Below are 21,522 nucleotides of genomic sequence, written 5' to 3' on the forward strand. Positions count from 1 at the left end.
TTCTCAGGCTGCAACCGGAAGGGTTGGCTTATTTAACTTCAACTTCAGCGCCAGCTTCTTCCAGAGATTTTTTCAGAGCTTCAGCGTCATCTTTGCTCACGCCTTCTTTCAGAGCGGCCGGAGCAGATTCTACCAGGTCTTTAGCTTCTTTCAGACCCAGGCCAGTTGCGCCACGTACTGCTTTGATAACAGCAACTTTGTTAGCGCCAGCGGCTTTCAGAATTACGTCGAACTCAGTTTTCTCTTCAGCAGCTTCAGCAGCCGGGCCAGCAGCAACAGCTACAGCGGCAGCAGCAGAAACACCGAATTTTTCTTCCATTGCAGAGATCAGTTCTACAACGTCCATTACGGACATAGCGGCAACTGCTTCAATGATTTGATCTTTAGTGATAGACATTTAAATTGTTCCTGAATATCAGAATAAGTTTATACGTAAGCAAATGCTTTAAAAAGAATTCTGCTATTAAGCAGCTTCTTTCGCATCGCGTACAGCAGCCAGAGTGCGGACCAGTTTGCCAGCAGAGGCTTCTTTCATGGTCGCCATCAGGCGTGCAATTGCTTCTTCGTAGGTCGGCAGGGTTGCCAGGCGATCGATCTGGGACGCCGGGATCAACTCACCTTCAAAGGCAGCGGCTTTGACCTCAAATTTTGCATTCGCTTTCGCGAACTCTTTGAACAGACGAGCAGCAGCGCCCGGGTGTTCCATAGAGTATGCAATCAGGGTCGGACCAACGAACGCGTCTTTCAGGCACTCGAACTGAGTACCCTCAACAACACGGCGCAGCAGGGTGTTGCGAACAACACGCATGTAAACGCCGGCTTCGCGACCTGCTTTACGCAGTTCGGTCATTTTATCTACGGTAACGCCACGAGAATCCGCAACAACCGCAGACAGCGCGCCTTTGGCTACTTCGCTGACTTCAGCAACAATCGCTTGTTTGTCTTGAAGATTTAAAGCCATTAGCTTTGCTCCTGGATGTTTGCCAGGGCTTATGCCCTGGAACTCACTTCACTCTTCTCAAAGAAAAGAGCGTCTTAATACGGTGAGCAGAAACAAGCCAAAGAGTACTTTAAAAATATTCTTTAGGTTCTGTCACCGTCTACGCAGGGAATTAAGCTTCTTACGAAACACCTGCGGTCTTCGACGGAGGCCTGGATTAGGCCAGGCTCCAACGAACAAATCTTTTTTGTTTACTAACTCGCGTTAGTAAAACGTGGGGGTAAGATTGTAGACAAATCCACCACCCACGTAAAGGCGAATATTAGTTCGCCACTGCGCTCAGACCAGCCTGGTCTACCGCAACACCAGCACCCATGGTGGTGGAGATGCTAACTTTCTTGATGTACACGCCTTTCGCCTGAGTCGGTTTTGCTTTTTTCAGCGCAACCAGCAGGGCTTCCAGGTTTTCTTTCAGTTTGTCAGCGTCAAAATCCACTTTACCGATGGTGGTGTGGATGATGCCGTTTTTGTCGTTACGGTAACGGACCTGACCTGCTTTAGCGTTCTTAACAGCTTCAGCAACGTTCGGCGTTACAGTACCCACTTTCGGGTTCGGCATCAGACCACGCGGGCCCAGAACCTGGCCCAGCTGGCCAACAACGCGCATTGCATCCGGAGAAGCAATAACAACGTCAAAGTTCATTTCGCCTTTCTTGATCTGGTCAGCCAGATCTTCCATACCTACCAGCTCTGCGCCAGCTGCTTTAGCAGCTTCAGCGTTCGGGCCCTGGGTAAATACGGCTACGCGAACAGAACGGCCAGTACCGTGCGGCAGTACAGTTGCACCACGTACGTTCTGGTCAGATTTACGCGCGTCGATGCCGAGGTTAACAGCAACGTCTACGCTTTCTACGAATTTAGCGGTGGCCAGCTCTTTCAGCAGAGCGATGGCTTCGTTGATGTCGTACTGTTTGGTCGCATCAACTTTGTCACGGATCACGCGCATGCGCTTGGTCAGTTTAGCCATTTCTTAGTCCTCCACTACCAGGCCCATGGAACGAGCAGTACCTTCGATTGAGCGAGTCATCGCTTCAATGTCAGCACCGGTCATGTCCGCGGCTTTAGTCTGAGCAATTTCCTGCACCTGAGCGCGAGTCACTTTGCCCACTTTGTCTTTGTTCGGCTTGCCGGAACCAGACTTGATACCAGCCGCTTTCTTCAGCAGAACAGCTGCCGGAGGCGTTTTGGTAACGAAAGTGAAGGAACGGTCAGCGTAAACGGTAATAACTACCGGAATTGGCAGACCTTTTTCGATGGAATCAGTTTTGGCGTTGAACGCTTTACAGAATTCCATGATGTTAACACCCTGCTGACCCAGAGCCGGACCGACTGGCGGGCTCGGGTTTGCCATGCCAGCTGCAACCTGCAGCTTGACGTAGGCCTGGACTTTCTTAGCCATTGCAATTTCCTCGTTTGGGTATAACGCCCCGAAAGGCTCCCCGTGTTAAATACGTTTTACGGGTACATGACCCATAAAAACAAAAGGCGCGAAATTGTATGTCAATTTCGCGCCTTGTGCAACGTTTGATCGCCGAATATTTAGGCTTTTTCGACCTGACCGAAATCCAGTTCTACCGGGGTCGCACGACCAAAGATAGAAACGGAGACTTTCAGGCGGGACTTTTCGTAGTCCACTTCTTCAACCACGCCGTTAAAGTCAGCAAACGGACCATCGTTAACACGGACCATTTCACCCGGCTCAAACAGCGTTTTCGGACGCGGCTTATCACCCACCTGCTGCAGGCGGTTCATGATAGCATCCACTTCTTTATCGCTAATCGGCGCCGGACGATCGGAAGTACCACCGATGAAGCCCATAACGCGCGGAACGCTGCGCACCAGGTGCCAGCTGGCGTCATTCATCACCATCTGGACAAGTACGTAGCCGGGGAAGAATTTACGTTCGCTTTTACGACGCTGGCCGCCACGGATCTCAACCACTTCTTCGGTTGGAACCATAACTTCGCCAAACAACTCTTCCATATTGTGTAATTTGATATGCTCGCGCAGCGAGGTAGCTACGCGACCTTCAAAACCGGAAAACGCCTGAACGACGTACCAGCGCTTTTTAGGAGCTTCAGACATCTCAGAACCTCAGGCCAGTGATAAAGGAAACCAGACGAATCAGAATACCATCCAGTCCCCACAGGATCAGTGACATGACTGCGGTTACCGCAGCCACGATCAGTGTGGTGTGCAATGTTTCCTGACGAGTTGGCCAAATCACTTTACGTACTTCGGTTCTCGCTTCACGGGCAAACGCAACGGTCGCTTTACCCTTCGTCGTCAACAGCGCGACACCACCTGCTGCAGCAATCAAAATAACCACTGCCAGCGCGCGGAGCGGCAGCATCATGTCACGATAAAGATAGTTGCCAACGATAGCCACGATCAGCAGTACTGCAACAACAACCCACTTCATCGCTTCCAGGCCGCGCCCGCTCCCTTGAGCTTCGGTATTCGCACTCATAAACCAACCTGTCACAAGAATTCAGACAAACATTTTTGCCCCGCATAAGCGAGGCAACCAAACCGAAATGCTCTGGCGAGTTTCGGACTAACGCCCTCTTCAGAGCCTGTCTCAGCAATGATTATGACAAAAAAAATCACTGATGAGCCAGGTTCTGGTTCGAAAGCGTACAAAAAGGGCATCAAATGATGCCCTCTTCTTGCGCATTGCGTCAAATGTTATCAGCGATTAGCTAAGAACTTTTGCAACAACGCCCGCGCCAACGGTACGGCCGCCTTCACGGATTGCGAAACGCAGACCATCGTCCATCGCAATCGGGTGAATCAGGGTAACAACCATTTTGATGTTGTCGCCCGGCATTACCATCTCTACGCCTTCCGGCAGTTCGATGGTGCCAGTCACGTCAGTTGTACGGAAGTAGAACTGCGGACGGTAGCCTTTGAAGAACGGAGTATGACGGCCGCCTTCGTCTTTGGACAGGATATAAACTTCAGATTCGAATTTGGTGTGCGGCTTGATGGAACCCGGCTTAGCCAGTACCTGACCACGTTCGATTTCTTCACGTTTGATACCACGCAGCAGAACACCAACGTTCTCACCAGCACGGCCTTCGTCCAGCAGTTTGCGGAACATTTCTACGCCAGTACAGGTGGATTTCGCGGTGTCTTTGATACCCACGATTTCAACTTCTTCACCCACTTTGATGATACCGCGCTCTACACGACCGGTAACAACGGTACCACGACCGGAGATGGAGAATACGTCTTCAATCGGCAGCAGGAACGGCTTGTCAATCGCACGCTCTGGTTCCGGGATGTAAGAATCCAGGTGGCCAGCCAGTTCGATGATTTTCGCTTCCCACTCTGCGTCGCCTTCCAGCGCTTTCAGAGCAGAACCACGAACGATCGGGGTATCGTCGCCCGGGAAATCGTACTGAGACAGCAGTTCACGAACTTCCATCTCTACCAGTTCCAGCAGCTCTTCGTCATCAACCATGTCACATTTGTTCAGGAACACGATGATGTACGGAACGCCTACCTGACGACCCAGCAGGATGTGCTCACGGGTCTGCGGCATCGGGCCGTCAGTCGCAGCAACAACCAGGATCGCGCCATCCATCTGAGCAGCACCGGTGATCATGTTTTTAACATAGTCGGCGTGGCCCGGGCAGTCTACGTGTGCGTAGTGGCGAGTCGGGGTGTCATACTCAACGTGAGAAGTGTTGATGGTGATACCACGCGCTTTTTCTTCCGGCGCGTTATCGATCTGGTCGAATGCGCGAGCAGAACCACCGTAGGTTTTAGCCAGAACGGTAGTGATTGCAGCAGTCAGCGTTGTTTTACCATGGTCAACGTGGCCGATAGTACCGACGTTAACGTGCGGTTTTGTACGTTCAAACTTTTCTTTAGACATCGATTGTCCCTCTAAGACACGGATAAATCGGTGATATCACCACATCAACCAGGCAACATGCCCGACTTGTTGAATGCTTAACAACAGAAGAGAAACCAGGAAGGAGAAGTGAAGTGGTGCTGATACCCAGAGTCGAACTGGGGACCTCACCCTTACCAAGGGTGCGCTCTACCAACTGAGCCATATCAGCACATATGGAGCGGGCAGCGGGAATCGAACCCGCATCATCAGCTTGGAAGGCTGAGGTAATAGCCATTATACGATGCCCGCATCCTGAAACTCGGCTACCCAGTGCTTTCTGTATTATTGGGAGAAGAATACTCTCCCTTCGAGTTGATTCGCTTACTGACACCAACTCAGGTTACGTTTTATCGTAACCGAAAGTGGTGGTGGGGGAAGGATTCGAACCTTCGAAGTCTGTGACGGCAGATTTACAGTCTGCTCCCTTTGGCCGCTCGGGAACCCCACCGGACTTGATGGTGCCGACTACCGGAATCGAACTGGTGACCTACTGATTACAAGTCAGTTGCTCTACCTACTGAGCTAAGTCGGCATCAAGTAGCGCGCATTCTAGGGAGACAGAGGGATTGATGCAACTAAAAAATTGCACAAACCGTTCTATCGCTCACATTTTGCACGACCAACCCCAAAAATGCTGTTATTTCATGCAATACAGTGGAAAAATTCACCGTTTATAGTAGTTAAGCCGCGCTGATTTCTGCACTTTCACTTTCGTTTTCTCTCCCTGTTCAGGGCTTCCTCATGGTGCAAATGTGTTTCCGTAGTGCAAGCTGATGCCGTCTCTGGGTCGCTTTTCCATCGACGAACACAAAACCGTGAATTGGATCACTTATTGCATCTTTATAGATCTCACTCATTCTGGAGGAACAAAGATGAAAATTGTTCTGTTGAACGCGGCCACCTTACCCATCTATTGTCCGGAACTTGCCGACCTGTTGCTTGATGCGCAGCAAGGTGGCTCCCTGGTGGGGTATCAACGTGCAGCCAGCCGCCAGGATGCAGAGAGCAGGTTCTGGCGACTACGTGACGAGCTTCAGAAAGGGGAACGTTTAATCTGGATCGCCCGCGATGAACGAGGCGTAATGGGGTGCATTAGCCTGCAACTCGACATGCAACCTGAGGCGCTTAACCGCGGTACGATTAAACTTTTACTTGTGCACCGCCGTGGTCGACGAACCGGTATAGGTAAAAAGCTGCTGGCTGAACTGGAGAAAGGAGCATATGCCCATCAGCGTGGAGTATTGTCGCTAGAAGTACAGGCAGGTTCTGCAGCAGAAGCATTTTGTCGGGCTCACGGATATCGTTGCCTCGGACAAATGCCAGATTATCTGTGTTCAGCAGACGGTTATTACCACCCCGCCGCCATTTACTTTAAACGTTTATTTGCAGCAAATCAGTCGGTTCGCCCTATTGCCAGTTAATGCAAACAGCGTGATGCTTTCGTCGCAAAGCATCACGCGAGCGCGATTTTTCATATTATTCCCCGCCATCTGGTGTTAACCTCCTGCCCATTGATCCAACTTATTTCAATAACGTCGTGCCATCGCGTTACCTTAAGAGATGCTCTCTCGCAGCGTGCCGGAAGCATACGTGCGGGTGGTAATGTGGGCAGATAAAAAGCTTATGAGTAAAAAAGAGCAAACGTTAATGACGCCTTACTTACAGTTTAATCGCAGCCAGTGGGCTGCGCTTCGTGATTCCGTGCCAATGACCCTGACAGAGGGCGAAATTGCGAGATTAAAAGGCATTAATGAAGACCTTTCTCTGGAAGAAGTTGCCGAAATTTATCTTCCTCTTTCCCGCTTACTCAATTTCTACATCAGTTCAAATTTGCGCCGGCAGGCAGTACTTGAACAATTCCTTGGTACTAACGGTCAACGCATTCCCTATATCATTAGTATTGCAGGCAGCGTTGCGGTAGGGAAAAGCACCACTGCGCGCGTGTTGCAGGCATTATTAAGCCGCTGGCCAGAGCACCGTCGGGTTGAGTTGATCACCACCGACGGTTTTTTGCACCCTAACGAAGTGCTTAAAGAACGCGGCCTGATGAAGAAAAAAGGATTTCCGCAATCTTATGATATGCACCGCCTGGTGCAGTTCGTTTCGGATATTAAATCCGGGGTGACCGATGTTACTGCGCCAGTATATTCACATCTTATTTATGATGTGATTCCGGATGGCGATAAAACCGTTACGCAACCTGATATTCTGATTCTTGAAGGGTTGAATGTATTACAAAGTGGTATGGATTATCCTCACGATCCTCATCATGTATTTGTTTCTGACTTCGTCGATTTTTCTATTTATGTCGATGCGCCAGAAGACTTATTGCAGAGATGGTATATAAACCGCTTCCTGAAGTTCCGTGAAGGGGCCTTCACTAATCCTGATTCTTATTTCCATAACTATGCAAAGTTATCGGAACAAGAGGCGATCGAGATTGCGATGTCGCTCTGGAAGGAGATTAACGGCTTAAATCTTAAAGAAAACATTTTACCGACGCGTGAGCGCGCGAGTCTGATAATGACCAAAAGCGCAAACCATGCAGTGGAACAAGTCAGACTGCGTAAATAAATACAAGGGGAGTCAAGCGACTCTCCTTTATTATTACTCTGCGCTACGAAGTGATATTTCTCCGCCAACCCAGGGTTTAATCACACCATCCTGTTCCAGCAACAGCGCACCCTGTGCATCAATACCACGCGAAATACCGAAGATCTCTTTCTCGCCTATAATCAGTTTCACCGGGCGGTTAATAAAATTATCCAGTGCTTCCCAACGCGCGAGAAAAGGTGCAAGGCCTTCCTGTTCAAAACAGTGTAATGCCGTGCGCAGCTCGGTTATCAGTCGTGCTGCCAGCCTATTCCGGTCAATGCGCACGCCCGCTTCCTGCAGGTTGATCCAGCTTTGACTGATATCTTCAGCCTGAGCCTTTCGCATCACCAGATTGACTCCCGCCCCAATAACGATTTGAGCAGCATCGCCCGTTTTCCCCGTCAGTTCGACCAAAATACCGGCAAGTTTGCGATCGTTAAGATAGAGGTCGTTGGGCCATTTAACCCGCACTTGTTCGGCACCCAGATCGCGCAAAACTTCGGCCATGACGATACCGATGACCAGGCTTAACCCAATTGCCGCAGCCGGCCCCTGTTCCAGACGCCAGTACATGGAAATATAGAGATTTGCGCCAAATGGAGAAATCCATTTGCGCCCGCGACGACCTCGCCCGGCTTGCTGATACTCCGCCACGCAGGCATCACCGGAATCCAGTTCATGGAGACGATCCAGTAGGTACTGATTCGTTGAATCAATCACCGGTAAAACCGCGACTTTTCCCCGCGGTATCTCGCTACGGATAAACGTTTCATCTAGCAGTTGAATAGGTTCGGGCAGGCTATAGCCTTTACCCGGGACGGTGAAGACATCTACACCCCAGTCGCGAAGGGTATGGATATGTTTATTAATTGCTGCGCGGCTCATCCCCAGGCGTTCGCCAAGTTGTTCGCCAGAATGGAACTCACCGTCCGCCAGAATCGAAATCAGCGTTAATGGAATGGTATTATCCTTCACGCAATGGCCTCCACCGCATTCACCTCTCCGCTACGGCCGATAAATCGCACCTCAGGTTCCAACCAGACATCGAATTTTATGCCTACGCGCTGGCGCACTAAATGTGCCAGTTTAATAACATCCTGACTTGTTGCCTGCCCCGTATTAATCAGTACCAGCGCCTGCAAATGATGGATCGCGGCACCACCCACTGCAGTACCTTTTAACTGACACTGATCGATCAGCCAACCTGCGGCCAGTTTTACCGTGCTATCGGCTTGTGGATAATGGGGGGCGTTCGGGTATGCGGCTAACAGCGTTTTCGCTTGTTCTGCGGTTACAACCGGGTTTTTAAAGAAACTGCCGGCATTGCCATTCACTTTCGGATCCGGTAATTTGCTGATACGCATATGGCATACTGCATCGAAAACCTGCCGGGGCGTCACATTAGCGGGATCCAGGCGCGTCAAATCGCCGTATGTCAGCACCGGCTGCCAATTTTTCGCTAAACGTAATCCTACAGCAGTGATGGCATAGCGGTTCTGATACTCATGTTTGAAAATGCTGTCGCGATAGCCAAAACGACAAGCTTTAGCAGGCAAACGTTGATGTTCGCCGCTGCTTAGTTCCACACAGTCCACATAGTCGCAAACGTGCTGTAATTCGATGCCATATGCGCCAATATTTTGAATGGGCGAAGAGCCAGCACAGCCCGGGATCAACGCTAAATTTTCCAGTCCAGGCATACCGCGTTCGAGAGTAAATCGCACCAGGTTATGCCAGTTTTCACCGGCGCCGACGTGGAGATACCAGGCCTCAGCCTCTTCGCGGATATCAATGCCGGCGATGCGGTTGATAATGACAGTTCCGGAAAAATCCTCGAGAAACAGCACATTACTTCCTTCACCAAGAATCAGGACTGGCTGCAGATTTTGTACCGCATTTTGCCAGGCTTCCAGCAGTTGTTCCGGTGTTTCGGCACGAATAATGTGATGAGCATGGCGGTCAATACCGAAGGTGTTCCATGGCTTAAGGGAGTGGTTCATTAGCGCTATCCTGATGCAAAAACACGGCTAGTTTACCGTATCCAGAGGGTAAGCGCTTGTAGTGTTTGGAGCGGAAAATAGCAAAAAGGCCCGGTCTTGCGACCGGGCCTTCTGCTTTGTCTGATGCCTGGCAGTTCCCTACTCTCGCATGGGGAGACCCCACACTACCATCGGCGCTACGGCGTTTCACTTCTGAGTTCGGCATGGGGTCAGGTGGGACCACCGCGCTAGTGCCGCCAGGCAAATTCTGTCATCAACACACCTTCCGGTCTGTCAATCTAATCTGTATCAGCTGAAAATCATCTCTCATCCGCCAAAACATCTTCGGCGTTGTAAGGTTAAGCCTCACGGTTCATTAGTACCGGTTAGCTCAACGCATCGCTGCGCTTACACACCCGGCCTATCAACGTCGTCGTCTTCAACGTTCCTTCAGGAGACTTAAAGTCTCAGGGAGAACTCATCTCGGGGCAAGTTTCGTGCTTAGATGCTTTCAGCACTTATCTCTTCCGCATTTAGCTACCGGGCAGTGCCATTGGCATGACAACCCGAACACCAGTGATGCGTCCACTCCGGTCCTCTCGTACTAGGAGCAGCCCCCCTCAATTCTCCAGCGCCCACGGCAGATAGGGACCGAACTGTCTCACGACGTTCTAAACCCAGCTCGCGTACCACTTTAAATGGCGAACAGCCATACCCTTGGGACCTACTTCAGCCCCAGGATGTGATGAGCCGACATCGAGGTGCCAAACACCGCCGTCGATATGAACTCTTGGGCGGTATCAGCCTGTTATCCCCGGAGTACCTTTTATCCGTTGAGCGATGGCCCTTCCATTCAGAACCACCGGATCACTATGACCTGCTTTCGCACCTGCTCGAGCCGTCACTCTCGCAGTCAAGCCAGCTTATGCCATTGCACTAACCTCCTGATGTCCGACCAGGATTAGCTGACCTTCGTGCTCCTCCGTTACGCTTTAGGAGGAGACCGCCCCAGTCAAACTACCCACCAGACACTGTCCGCAACCCGGTTTACGGGTCCACGTTAGAACATCAAACATTAAAGGGTGGTATTTCAAGGTTGGCTCCACGCAGACTGGCGTCCACGCTTCAAAGCCTCCCACCTATCCTACACATCAAGGCTCAATGTTCAGTGTCAAGCTATAGTAAAGGTTCACGGGGTCTTTCCGTCTTGCCGCGGGTACACTGCATCTTCACAGCGAGTTCAATTTCACTGAGTCTCGGGTGGAGACAGCCTGGCCATCATTACGCCATTCGTGCAGGTCGGAACTTACCCGACAAGGAATTTCGCTACCTTAGGACCGTTATAGTTACGGCCGCCGTTTACCGGGGCTTCGATCAAGAGCTTCTCCTTACGGATAACCCCATCAATTAACCTTCCGGCACCGGGCAGGCGTCACACCGTATACGTCCACTTTCGTGTTTGCACAGTGCTGTGTTTTTAATAAACAGTTGCAGCCAGCTGGTATCTTCGACTGGTTTCAGCTCCGTGAGCAAGTCACTTCACCTACGCACCAGCGTGCCTTCTCCCGAAGTTACGGCACCATTTTGCCTAGTTCCTTCACCCGAGTTCTCTCAAGCGCCTTGGTATTCTCTACCTGACCACCTGTGTCGGTTTGGGGTACGATTTGATGTTACCTGATGCTTAGAGGCTTTTCCTGGAAGCAGGGCATTTGTTGCTTCAGCACCGTAGTGCCTCGTCATCACGCCTCAGTGTTAAAGTGAACCGGATTTACCTGGAACACACACCTACACGCTTAAACCGGGACAACCGTCGCCCGGCCAACATAGCCTTCTCCGTCCCCCCTTCGCAGTAACACCAAGTACAGGAATATTAACCTGTTTCCCATCGACTACGCCTTTCGGCCTCGCCTTAGGGGTCGACTCACCCTGCCCCGATTAACGTTGGACAGGAACCCTTGGTCTTCCGGCGAGCGGGCTTTTCACCCGCTTTATCGTTACTTATGTCAGCATTCGCACTTCTGATACCTCCAGCATGCCTCACAGCACACCTTCGCAGGCTTACAGAACGCTCCCCTACCCAACAACACATAGTGTCGCTGCCGCAGCTTCGGTGCATGGTTTAGCCCCGTTACATCTTCCGCGCAGGCCGACTCGACCAGTGAGCTATTACGCTTTCTTTAAATGATGGCTGCTTCTAAGCCAACATCCTGGCTGTCTGGGCCTTCCCACATCGTTTCCCACTTAACCATGACTTTGGGACCTTAGCTGGCGGTCTGGGTTGTTTCCCTCTTCACGACGGACGTTAGCACCCGCCGTGTGTCTCCCGTGATAACATTCTCCGGTATTCGTAGTTTGCATCGGGTTGGTAAGCCGGGATGGCCCCCTAGCCGAAACAGTGCTCTACCCCCGGAGATGAATTCACGAGGCGCTACCTAAATAGCTTTCGGGGAGAACCAGCTATCTCCCGGTTTGATTGGCCTTTCACCCCCAGCCACAAGTCATCCGCTAATTTTTCAACATTAGTCGGTTCGGTCCTCCAGTTAGTGTTACCCAACCTTCAACCTGCCCATGGCTAGATCACCGGGTTTCGGGTCTATACCCTGCAACTTAACGCCCAGTTAAGACTCGGTTTCCCTTCGGCTCCCCTATTCGGTTAACCTTGCTACAGAATATAAGTCGCTGACCCATTATACAAAAGGTACGCAGTCACCCCATAAAGAGGCTCCCACTGCTTGTACGTACACGGTTTCAGGTTCTTTTTCACTCCCCTCGCCGGGGTTCTTTTCGCCTTTCCCTCACGGTACTGGTTCACTATCGGTCAGTCAGGAGTATTTAGCCTTGGAGGATGGTCCCCCCATATTCAGACAGGATACCACGTGTCCCGCCCTACTCTTCGAGCTCACAGCCTGTGTGCTTTTGTGTACGGGGCTGTCACCCTGTATCGCGCGACTTTCCAGACGCTTCCACTAACACACATGCTGATTCAGACTCTGGGCTGCTCCCCGTTCGCTCGCCGCTACTGGGGGAATCTCGGTTGATTTCTTTTCCTCGGGGTACTTAGATGTTTCAGTTCCCCCGGTTCGCCTCATTAACCTATGGATTCAGTTAATGATAGTGTGACGAGTCACACTGGGTTTCCCCATTCGGACATCGCCGGTTATAACGGTTCATATCACCTTACCGGCGCTTTTCGCAGATTAGCACGTCCTTCATCGCCTCTGACTGCCAGGGCATCCACCGTGTACGCTTAGTCGCTTAACCTCACAACCCGAAGATGTTTCGTAAAACATCATCAGTTGCGAAAATTTGAGAGACTCACAGAACAGTTCGCACTGTTCAGTGTTTCAATTTTCAGCTTGATCCAGATTTTTAAAGAGCAAAACTTCGCAGCACACACAGAATGTGTACTCTGAAGTTTTCTTGTTTCAGACAGTAAAGATGGTGGAGCTATGCGGGATCGAACCGCAGACCTCCTGCGTGCAAAGCAGGCGCTCTCCCAGCTGAGCTATAGCCCCATCGTAGTTAATCTCGTTTACCCGTAATTTTTCCTGAGACAAGGCGTGAAATGGCGAAACATACTGACGTATGTGAGTCATTTTGCAACGCAGTATTCAGGGAAAATTTGGTAGGCCTGAGTGGACTTGAACCACCGACCTCACCCTTATCAGGGGTGCGCTCTAACCACCTGAGCTACAAGCCTGCAGAGATTTTTACTGCCCGTTTTTCATCAGACAATCTGTGTGAGCACTACAAAGGCAGGTTCTTTAAGGTAAGGAGGTGATCCAACCGCAGGTTCCCCTACGGTTACCTTGTTACGACTTCACCCCAGTCATGAATCACAAAGTGGTAAGCGCCCTCCCGAAGGTTAAGCTACCTACTTCTTTTGCAACCCACTCCCATGGTGTGACGGGCGGTGTGTACAAGGCCCGGGAACGTATTCACCGTAGCATTCTGATCTACGATTACTAGCGATTCCGACTTCATGGAGTCGAGTTGCAGACTCCAATCCGGACTACGACGCACTTTATGAGGTCCGCTTGCTCTCGCGAGGTCGCTTCTCTTTGTATGCGCCATTGTAGCACGTGTGTAGCCCTGGTCGTAAGGGCCATGATGACTTGACGTCATCCCCACCTTCCTCCAGTTTATCACTGGCAGTCTCCTTTGAGTTCCCGGCCGGACCGCTGGCAACAAAGGATAAGGGTTGCGCTCGTTGCGGGACTTAACCCAACATTTCACAACACGAGCTGACGACAGCCATGCAGCACCTGTCTCACAGTTCCCGAAGGCACCACTCCATCTCTGGAATGTTCTGTGGATGTCAAGACCAGGTAAGGTTCTTCGCGTTGCATCGAATTAAACCACATGCTCCACCGCTTGTGCGGGCCCCCGTCAATTCATTTGAGTTTTAACCTTGCGGCCGTACTCCCCAGGCGGTCGATTTAACGCGTTAGCTCCGGAAGCCACGCCTCAAGGGCACAACCTCCAAATCGACATCGTTTACGGCGTGGACTACCAGGGTATCTAATCCTGTTTGCTCCCCACGCTTTCGCACCTGAGCGTCAGTCTTCGTCCAGGAGGCCGCCTTCGCCACCGGTATTCCTCCAGATCTCTACGCATTTCACCGCTACACCTGGAATTCTACCTCCCTCTACGAGACTCTAGCCTGCCAGTTTCGAATGCAGTTCCCAGGTTGAGCCCGGGGATTTCACATCCGACTTGACAGACCGCCTGCGTGCGCTTTACGCCCAGTAATTCCGATTAACGCTTGCACCCTCCGTATTACCGCGGCTGCTGGCACGGAGTTAGCCGGTGCTTCTTCTGCGGGTAACGTCAATGAATAAGGTTATTAACCTTACTCCCTTCCTCCCCGCTGAAAGTACTTTACAACCCGAAGGCCTTCTTCATACACGCGGCATGGCTGCATCAGGCTTGCGCCCATTGTGCAATATTCCCCACTGCTGCCTCCCGTAGGAGTCTGGACCGTGTCTCAGTTCCAGTGTGGCTGGTCATCCTCTCAGACCAGCTAGGGATCGTCGCCTAGGTGAGCCGTTACCCCACCTACTAGCTAATCCCATCTGGGCACATCTGATGGCAAGAGGCCCGAAGGTCCCCCTCTTTGGTCTTGCGACGTTATGCGGTATTAGCTACCGTTTCCAGTAGTTATCCCCCTCCATCAGGCAGTTTCCCAGACATTACTCACCCGTCCGCCACTCGTCACCCGAGAGCAAGCTCTCTGTGCTACCGTTCGACTTGCATGTGTTAGGCCTGCCGCCAGCGTTCAATCTGAGCCATGATCAAACTCTTCAATTTAAAAGTTTGATGCTCATCGAATTAAACTTCGTAATGAATTACGTGTTCACTCGTGAGACTTGGTATTCATTTAGCGTCCGGAGACGTTAAGAATCCATGTCACTTTGAGTGCCCACACAGATTGTCTGATAAATTGTTAAAGAGCAGTGCCGCTGTGTTTTCGCTGCGGCGCGGGGTGTGCATATTACGCTTTCCCGCTGTGAAGTCAACTGAATATTTTCAGATTTCTTCACCTGACAGGCCGGTGTGTTTGCCGTTGTGCCGTGTCAGTGGAGGCGCATTATAGGGAGTTAATTCCGGCTGACAACCCCTAATTTAAAAAAAATGATCGTTCGCTTATTTTTCATTCGCAACGCCGGTTAAACGGACGATTTGCGTTTTAAATGCGCGATTTGTTGGGCAAAACTCGCCACATGTTGCCAGTCGGTGTAGACCACTTCTTTGGTTGGATTCGTCTCGCCGCCAGTCATCTTCATAATGAGCTGGATCATCAGACGGTCATACCAGCGATAATGTGGGTAGCGCAGCGCCCCCGCAAACACAGCGCACTCATCGGGTTGCCATGGCGAGTTGAGCAAAAACTTGCGGGTATAATTGTTGGTTTGCGGCGAACACTTCTCGGGTTTGCGGGCGACAAGGTTAACGGAGTAAAACGCACTTGGTAGCGTGTTGAGCATATCCTTATGTTTCTTCACAAAGCGTTCCAGAGCCGGATGAAAGTGCCCGTAACGAATCGAGGCGCCAATCACGACACGTTCATACTGCTGCCAGTTAACCTCTTCAGTGCGGTTAAGGTTCACCACGTCGCTCTCGATTCCCTGCTCTTTCAGCTCAGAAGCGATACAAGAGGCGATTTCCCGTGTTTGCCCATCCCGGGTTGAAAATAGAATCAGTGTTTTCATCTACAGTTCCTTACTCACGCCAGAATGTGGGGGTAAACAACACCAGCAGCGTGAAGACCTCCAGACGACCAAACAACATGTTTGCAATCAAGATCCACTTCGCCACCGGATTCATGCTGGCAAAGTTATCTGCAACAACGCCCAATCCTGGACCGAGGTTATTGAGGGTTGCGACCACCGAAGCAAACGCCGAAAAATCATCAACGCCGGTAGCGATGATCGCCAGCATGCTGACAATAAACACCAGCGCATAGGCAGAGAAAAAACCCCATACCGCTTCAAGGATGCGTTCCGGCAGCGCACGGTTGCCAAGCTTAATGCTATATACCGCATTCGGGTGGACCAGGCGCTTCAATTCACGGTTACCTTGCTTAAACAACAGCAAAATGCGGATCACCTTCAGCCCGCCGCCGGTCGAACCCGCGCACCCACCGATAAACGCAGAACAGAGCAGCAACACCGGCAGGAAGAGCGGCCAGCGCGCAATACTGTCTGTTGTGAATCCCGCCGTGGTGGCCATCGACACCACCTGAAAGAAAGCCTGGTTAAGGGTGGTGACAGCTGATGAGTAGACATCGTGGAACCACAGCACCACAGTGCAGATCACGACCAACGTCAACTGTACGCCGATAAACATACGAAATTCGGGATCGCGCCAGTAAACTTTCAGGCTGCGCCCGCTCAGTAAAGAGAAGTGCAAACCGTAGTTACAGCCGGAGATCAGCAAGAAGATAGCAATAATGGTGTTAATGGTCGGGCTGTTAAAATAGCCGACACTGGCGTCATGCGTAGAGAAGCCACCAATAGCAATGGTTGCGAAGCTATGCCCGATAGCGTCGAAAGCGGGCATTCCGGCAAACCACAAAGCCACCGCACATCCCACTGTTAGCAGGACATAAATAAGCCACAAGGTTTTTGCTGTTTCGGCAATACGTGGGCGCATCTTGTTATCCTTCAACGGCCCGGGCATTTCAGCGCGGTAGAGCTGCATCCCCCCCACGCCGAGAATGGGCAGTATCGCCACGGCAAGAACAATGATCCCCATCCCACCAAACCACTGCAGCATCTGGCGATAGAAAAGAATCGCATGCGGCAGTGAGTCCAGTCCCACCAGCGTGGTCGCACCGGTGGTCGTCAGGCCGGAAAAGGATTCAAAAAAAGCATCCGTCACGGTCAGACTAGGGCTTTCCGAAAAGATAAACGGCAACGCACCCACGCTCCCCAGCACCGTCCAGAACAGCACCACAATAAGAAAGCCTTCGCGGGATTTCAGTTCCCCTTTCTCGCGGCGGTTTGGCCACCACAACATAGAGCCAATCACCAGCGCAACAAGGAAAGTTTGGGTAAATGCCCGCCCCGCCCCATCACGGTAAATAAGGGCTACCAGTCCAGGTAAGATCATCGTCCCGGAAAAGAGGATGACCAGCAGTCCAACGATTCGGGTTATGGCGCGAAAATGCATCTCTGCCGCTTCCTTAGGTGTTCAGAAAATCAGGAGGGGATTATTCTTTAGTTTTTAACAATTGCAATGCGCCGCGACTAAAATCAGCAAGCCTTGCCGAAAATGCCTGCAGTCTGCTGTGAGGAAGCGCCACCCGCAGACACACAGAAGCCTGATACTCGCTCGCGACAATTTTCCCCTCAAATTGCCCCAGCAGCGTTTCGACTCCAGCAAGCTGTGCGTAATCACAACACAAAGTATATTCAGTTAATGGCATTTTGCGGGCAGTCGTCAGCTGGTTGAGCGCTTGCTGTACTCCACCGCCATACGCTTTGACCAGGCCGCCCGTTCCGAGCAACACACCGCCATAATAACGCACCACTACGGCCGTGATTTCACCTACACCGCTCCCCATCAACTGTGCGAGCATCGGTTTGCCCGCGGTTCCAGACGGCTCGCCATCGTCAGAGAAGCCTAACTGCTGCGAATCGTCTGGCTGCCCGGCCACCCATGCCACACAGTGGTGGCGGGCATCCGGATGTTCAGTACGCACAGCTTCAACAAACGCCTTTGCCGCCTCCACGCCATCGGTATGCGCCAACAGCGTGATAAAACGGCTTTTTTTGATCTCCTCGCTAAAGGTGACCGGCGCTGCCGGTATCAGCCAGCTCTCCATTACGCCAGCTTCAGATCCCGCGTCATGTTTTCAATACTGTTTTCGTGGACCACCACATTATCTTCAATGCGGATACCGCCAAACGGTTCCAGCGCATCGATTTTTTGCCAGTTGAAGTGCTTGCTGAGCGCGCCATCACGCCACGGCGCCAGAAGGGATTCAATAAAGTAGATCCCAGGCTCAATCGTCAGCACCATACGTGGTTGGATCACGCGGGTGCAACGCAAGTAAGGATATTTCGACGGCGCAGCGAGATGCGTACCGGTATCATCCTGCATAAAACCTGCAACATCATGCACCTGCAAGCCCAGCGGATGACCAATGCCATGCGGCATAAACGGCCCGGTGATATCCTGCTCCACCATCGCCTCTTCACTCATATCGGTGATAATTTGATGGCGGCGCAGCAGTTTAGCAATGCGCTGATGGAACTGGACATGATAGTCAACGTAGCTGACGCCCGCTTTCATTGTCGCAATCAGCGCCAGTTGTTCTTCATTCACATCTTTAACGAGCTGGGCATATTCGGTGTCGCTGTTCGCAGCCCAGGTGCGCGTCAGGTCGGCGGCGTAACCGTTGTACTCTGCACCCGCATCTAACAGGAAGCTACGCATCTCTGACGGCGCGCGGTGATCAAGTTTGGTGTAGTGCAATACGGAAGCGTGCTCATTCAACGCCACAATATTGCCATAAGGCACATCAATATCGCGATGGCCGGTTGCCGTCAGATACGCCAGATTAATGTCAAACTCGCTCATGCCCGACTGGAACGCTTCGTGCGCAGCACGGTGGCCGATCACAGCAGTTTTTTGTGCTTCGCGCATGCAGGCAAGTTCATAATCAGTTTTATAAGCGCGATAGTAGTGCAGATAATCAATGACCCCTTTCGGGTTGATATTGCTGGCTGCGATATCCATACCCAGCGCGCGCTCGGCGACCGGGCCAATATAGGCGATGTTGCCGCGGGCTGCTGGCAGCAAACTGCTGATGCCGTCTGCTTTCGGCAAAGCAATCACTTCCACCTCTTCGGTCCAGAAGGAGGTCGGCAGCGGTTCCACGTTGTGCCAGTAATCCACCGGCAGGTAAAACCACAATTTCGGTTTGTTCACGCCATCTACCAGCAGCCAGCAGTTCGGCACCTGGGTCACCGGAACCCAGGCTTTAAACTGCGGGTTCACTTTAAACGGGTAAGGATGGTCGTCAAGAAAGACGTTAAACAGCTCGCCGGAGTGAATAAGTAATGCGTCGAGCTTAAAGCGCGCCAGTACGTCGCGAGTACGTTCCTGCAACGTAACAATATGATTTTTATAAAGCGCAGCCAGTGAGTCCATCGTTTTTCCTTCTGTTTTTTATGACCTCAAGTGTTGGCATCTTAGCACACCTGCTTTTAAGCGGGCGATTTCCACCGAGCGTGATCACGCCAGCAATTATTTAATGAGTTATTTGCATTTCATTAACATAAAAACCACACTCCGTCTCATCTGGTATGACCAGATCCCTTGCTGGATTCAGGAGACTGACATGCTCTACAAAGGCAATAACCTTTATCTTAACTGGCTGGAAGATGGCATCGCCGAACTGGTGTTCGATGCGCCCGGCTCAGTGAACAAACTTGATACCGCCACCGTCGCCAGCCTTGGCGAAGCGCTGAGTGTGCTGGAAAACCAGGCAGATTTAAAAGGGCTGCTGCTGCGTTCTGAGAAAGCGGCTTTTATCGTCGGCGCGGATATTACCGAATTCCTCTCCCTGTTCCTTGTGCCGGAAGAACAACTGAGCCAGTGGCTGCATTTCGCCAATAGCGTATTTAACCGTCTGGAAGATCTGCCAGTGCCGACGTTATCGGCCGTAAATGGTTATGCGCTGGGCGGCGGGTGCGAATGTGTGCTGGCGACCGATTATCGCCTGGCGACCCCGGATCTGCGTATTGGCCTGCCGGAAACCAGGCTGGGCATTATGCCTGGTTTTGGCGGCTCGGTACGTATGCCCCGTCTGCTGGGCGCAGACAGCGCGCTGGAGATCATTGCCGCCGGTAAAGATGTCAGCGCAGAACAGGCCCTGAAAATTGGCCTGATCGATGGCATTGTCAAACCAGAGAAATTACGCGAAGGCGCAGTTGCCATCCTGCGGCAAGCCATCAATGGCGATCTCGACTGGAAAGCAAAACGCCAGCCCAAACTGGAACCGCTGAAGCTCAGCAAAATTGAAGCCACCATGAGCTTCACCATTGCGAAAGGCATGGTGATGCAAACGGCCGGTAAACATTATCCGGCCCCGATGACCGCGGTAAAAACCATTGAAGCCGCAGCTAAGTTCGGGCGCGATGAAGCACTGAAACTGGAAAACCAGAGCTTCGTGCCGCTGGCGCACACCAACGAAGCCCGTGCGCTGGTCGGTATTTTCCTGAATGACCAATATGTCAAAGGTCAGGCGAAAAAACTGACGAAAAATAGCGAAACGCCCAAACAGGCGGCGGTGCTCGGCGCTGGCATTATGGGGGGGGGTATTGCTTACCAGTCCGCGTGGAAAGGTGTGCCGGTACTGATGAAAGATATCAACGAGAAATCTCTCACCCTTGGGATGAACGAAGCGGGTAAGTTGCTGAATAAACAGCTGGAGCGCGGCAAGATTGACGGCCTGAAGCTGGCCAGTGTGATCGCCACTATCCAGCCCACGCTGGCTTATGCAGGTTTTGAACGCGCCGATGTGGTTGTTGAAGCGGTGGTCGAAAACCCGAAAGTGAAAAAAGCCGTGCTGGCAGAAACAGAAGATCACGTGCGCCCGGACACCGTGCTGGCCTCAAACACTTCAACCATTCCCATCAGCGAACTGGCCAGCGTGCTGAAACGCCCGGAGAACTTCTGCGGTATGCACTTCTTTAACCCTGTGCACCGCATGCCGCTGGTCGAAGTGATCCGCGGTGAGAAAACCTCTGAAGAAACCCTCGCCAAAGTGGTGGCGTGGGCGAGCAAAATGGGCAAAACGCCAATTGTGGTCAATGACTGCCCCGGCTTCTTTGTCAACCGCGTGCTGTTCCCCTACTTCGCCGGTTTCAGCCAGTTACTGCGCGATGGCGCCGACTTCCGCAAAGTCGACAAAGTGATGGAAAAACAGTTTGGCTGGCCGATGGGCCCGGCGTATCTGCTGGATGTGGTTGGGATTGATACAGCGCACCATGCGCAGGCCGTCATGGCAGCCGGGTTCCCGCAGCGTATGCAAAAAGATTACCGCGACGCCATTGATGCACTGTTTGACGCGAACCGCTTCGGGCAGAAAAACGGTGTCGGCTTCTGGCGCTATAAAGAAGACAACAAAGGTAAGCCGAAGAAAGAAGAAGATGCACAAGTGGATAACCTGCTGGCAGAGATCAGCAAGGCTAAACATGACTTTAGTGATGAAGAGATTATCGCCCGCATGATGATCCCGATGGTGAACGAAGTGGTGCGCTGTCTGGAAGAAGGCATCATCGCCAGCCCGGCCGAGGCCGACATGGCACTGGTGTATGGTCTGGGCTTCCCGCCGTTCCATGGCGGTGCATTCCGCTGGCTGGATACGCTTAGCAGTGCGAAGTATCTCGATATGGCGCAGCAGTACCAGCATCTCGGACCGCTGTATGAAGTCCCGGCGGGGCTGCGCGAGAAAGCGCGCCACAACGAGCCCTATTATCCCCCAGTTGAACCTGCGCGCCCGGTGGGCTTACAGAAGACGGCTTAAGGAG

General features: G+C 51.9%; 16 protein-coding genes, 6 tRNA genes and 3 rRNA genes. 3 read left to right on the forward strand and 22 right to left on the reverse strand.

The window, feature by feature from the left end:
- Positions 1-28 precede the first annotated feature (28 nt).
- From rplL to ACUY4S_RS22015, 11 genes are all read right to left on the reverse strand, one after another.
- Entirely contained in the window at positions 29-397 is a 369-nt protein-coding gene (gene rplL / locus ACUY4S_RS21965; protein ID WP_035890291.1) for a 50S ribosomal protein L7/L12, read from the reverse strand.
- Between the two features lie 66 nt (positions 398-463).
- Positions 464-961, reverse strand: a complete 498-nt coding sequence (gene rplJ / locus ACUY4S_RS21970; RefSeq protein WP_002438625.1) for a 50S ribosomal protein L10 — start codon at positions 959-961, stop codon at positions 464-466.
- Between the two features lie 301 nt (positions 962-1,262).
- Complete coding sequence (gene rplA, locus ACUY4S_RS21975) at positions 1,263-1,967, reverse strand: 50S ribosomal protein L1 (protein WP_312692851.1); 705 nt, start codon at positions 1,965-1,967, stop codon at positions 1,263-1,265.
- Between the two features lie 3 nt (positions 1,968-1,970).
- Positions 1,971-2,399, reverse strand: coding sequence for a 50S ribosomal protein L11 (rplK, locus tag ACUY4S_RS21980; RefSeq protein ID WP_002438627.1), 429 nt, complete (start codon positions 2,397-2,399; stop codon positions 1,971-1,973).
- Positions 2,400-2,539: 140 nt separating this feature from the next.
- Complete coding sequence (gene nusG, locus ACUY4S_RS21985) at positions 2,540-3,085, reverse strand: transcription termination/antitermination protein NusG (protein ID WP_007665882.1); 546 nt, start codon at positions 3,083-3,085, stop codon at positions 2,540-2,542.
- 1 nt (position 3,086) lies between these two features.
- Entirely contained in the window at positions 3,087-3,470 is a 384-nt protein-coding gene (secE, locus tag ACUY4S_RS21990) for a preprotein translocase subunit SecE (RefSeq protein ID WP_458023523.1), read from the reverse strand.
- Positions 3,471-3,698: 228 nt separating this feature from the next.
- Complete coding sequence (tuf, locus tag ACUY4S_RS21995; RefSeq protein WP_312689577.1) at positions 3,699-4,883, reverse strand: elongation factor Tu; 1,185 nt, start codon at positions 4,881-4,883, stop codon at positions 3,699-3,701.
- A 114-nt stretch (positions 4,884-4,997) separates the two neighbouring features.
- Positions 4,998-5,073, reverse strand: a tRNA-Thr gene (locus ACUY4S_RS22000).
- A 5-nt stretch (positions 5,074-5,078) separates the two neighbouring features.
- Positions 5,079-5,153 (reverse strand) — tRNA-Gly (locus ACUY4S_RS22005).
- A gap of 114 nt (positions 5,154-5,267) precedes the next feature.
- Positions 5,268-5,352 (reverse strand) — tRNA-Tyr (locus tag ACUY4S_RS22010).
- 8 nt (positions 5,353-5,360) lie between these two features.
- A tRNA-Thr gene (locus tag ACUY4S_RS22015) sits at positions 5,361-5,436 on the reverse strand.
- A gap of 340 nt (positions 5,437-5,776) precedes the next feature.
- Between ACUY4S_RS22015 and ACUY4S_RS22020 the strand changes: the two genes are divergently transcribed.
- Both ACUY4S_RS22020 and coaA read left to right on the forward strand, forming a co-directional pair.
- Positions 5,777-6,325: a GNAT family N-acetyltransferase gene (locus ACUY4S_RS22020; RefSeq protein ID WP_312692854.1), complete on the forward strand. Its 549-nt coding sequence runs from the start codon at positions 5,777-5,779 to the stop codon at positions 6,323-6,325.
- A 202-nt stretch (positions 6,326-6,527) separates the two neighbouring features.
- Complete coding sequence (coaA, locus tag ACUY4S_RS22025) at positions 6,528-7,478, forward strand: type I pantothenate kinase (RefSeq protein ID WP_312692863.1); 951 nt, start codon at positions 6,528-6,530, stop codon at positions 7,476-7,478.
- A gap of 33 nt (positions 7,479-7,511) precedes the next feature.
- On the opposite strand, the gene birA is transcribed toward coaA, so the two are convergent.
- The 11 genes from birA to pepQ form a co-directional block, all read right to left on the reverse strand.
- A complete protein-coding gene (birA, locus tag ACUY4S_RS22030) occupies positions 7,512-8,474 on the reverse strand; it encodes a bifunctional biotin--[acetyl-CoA-carboxylase] ligase/biotin operon repressor BirA (RefSeq protein ID WP_458023607.1) in 963 nt (320 codons plus the stop codon).
- Positions 8,471-9,499, reverse strand: a complete 1,029-nt coding sequence (murB, locus tag ACUY4S_RS22035; RefSeq protein ID WP_458023606.1) for a UDP-N-acetylmuramate dehydrogenase — start codon at positions 9,497-9,499, stop codon at positions 8,471-8,473. Before murB ends, birA begins: the two co-directional genes overlap by 4 nt.
- Positions 9,500-9,624: 125 nt before the next feature.
- Positions 9,625-9,740, reverse strand: a 5S ribosomal RNA gene (gene rrf, locus ACUY4S_RS22040).
- 93 nt (positions 9,741-9,833) lie between these two features.
- Positions 9,834-12,739: ribosomal RNA gene (locus ACUY4S_RS22045) — 23S ribosomal RNA — on the reverse strand.
- A gap of 178 nt (positions 12,740-12,917) precedes the next feature.
- A tRNA-Ala gene (locus tag ACUY4S_RS22050) sits at positions 12,918-12,993 on the reverse strand.
- Positions 12,994-13,101: 108 nt separating this feature from the next.
- Positions 13,102-13,178, reverse strand: a tRNA-Ile gene (locus tag ACUY4S_RS22055).
- A 70-nt stretch (positions 13,179-13,248) separates the two neighbouring features.
- Positions 13,249-14,788: ribosomal RNA gene (locus tag ACUY4S_RS22060) — 16S ribosomal RNA — on the reverse strand.
- Together the 16S, 23S and 5S rRNA genes with 2 tRNA genes alongside form the textbook arrangement of a ribosomal RNA operon.
- 359 nt (positions 14,789-15,147) lie before the next feature.
- The gene (gene hemG, locus ACUY4S_RS22065) at positions 15,148-15,690 is read right to left on the reverse strand and encodes a menaquinone-dependent protoporphyrinogen IX dehydrogenase (protein ID WP_458023141.1); all 543 of its coding nucleotides are present in this window, start codon (positions 15,688-15,690) and stop codon (positions 15,148-15,150) included.
- 10 nt (positions 15,691-15,700) lie between these two features.
- Positions 15,701-17,152, reverse strand: a complete 1,452-nt coding sequence (gene trkH, locus ACUY4S_RS22070) for a Trk system potassium transporter TrkH (RefSeq protein WP_458023142.1) — start codon at positions 17,150-17,152, stop codon at positions 15,701-15,703.
- Between the two features lie 40 nt (positions 17,153-17,192).
- On the reverse strand, positions 17,193-17,807 hold the full coding sequence (locus ACUY4S_RS22075; protein ID WP_458023143.1) for an IMPACT family protein: 615 nt from the start codon (positions 17,805-17,807) through the stop codon (positions 17,193-17,195).
- Positions 17,807-19,138, reverse strand: a complete 1,332-nt coding sequence (gene pepQ, locus ACUY4S_RS22080) for a Xaa-Pro dipeptidase (protein ID WP_458023144.1) — start codon at positions 19,136-19,138, stop codon at positions 17,807-17,809. The genes ACUY4S_RS22075 and pepQ overlap by 1 nt, the downstream gene beginning before the upstream one ends.
- A 190-nt stretch (positions 19,139-19,328) precedes the next feature.
- Between pepQ and fadB the strand changes: the two genes are divergently transcribed.
- Complete coding sequence (fadB, locus tag ACUY4S_RS22085) at positions 19,329-21,518, forward strand: fatty acid oxidation complex subunit alpha FadB (RefSeq protein ID WP_458023145.1); 2,190 nt, start codon at positions 19,329-19,331, stop codon at positions 21,516-21,518.
- Positions 21,519-21,522 lie beyond the last annotated feature (4 nt).

It is taken from the genome of Kosakonia beeri (genome assembly GCF_054165705.1).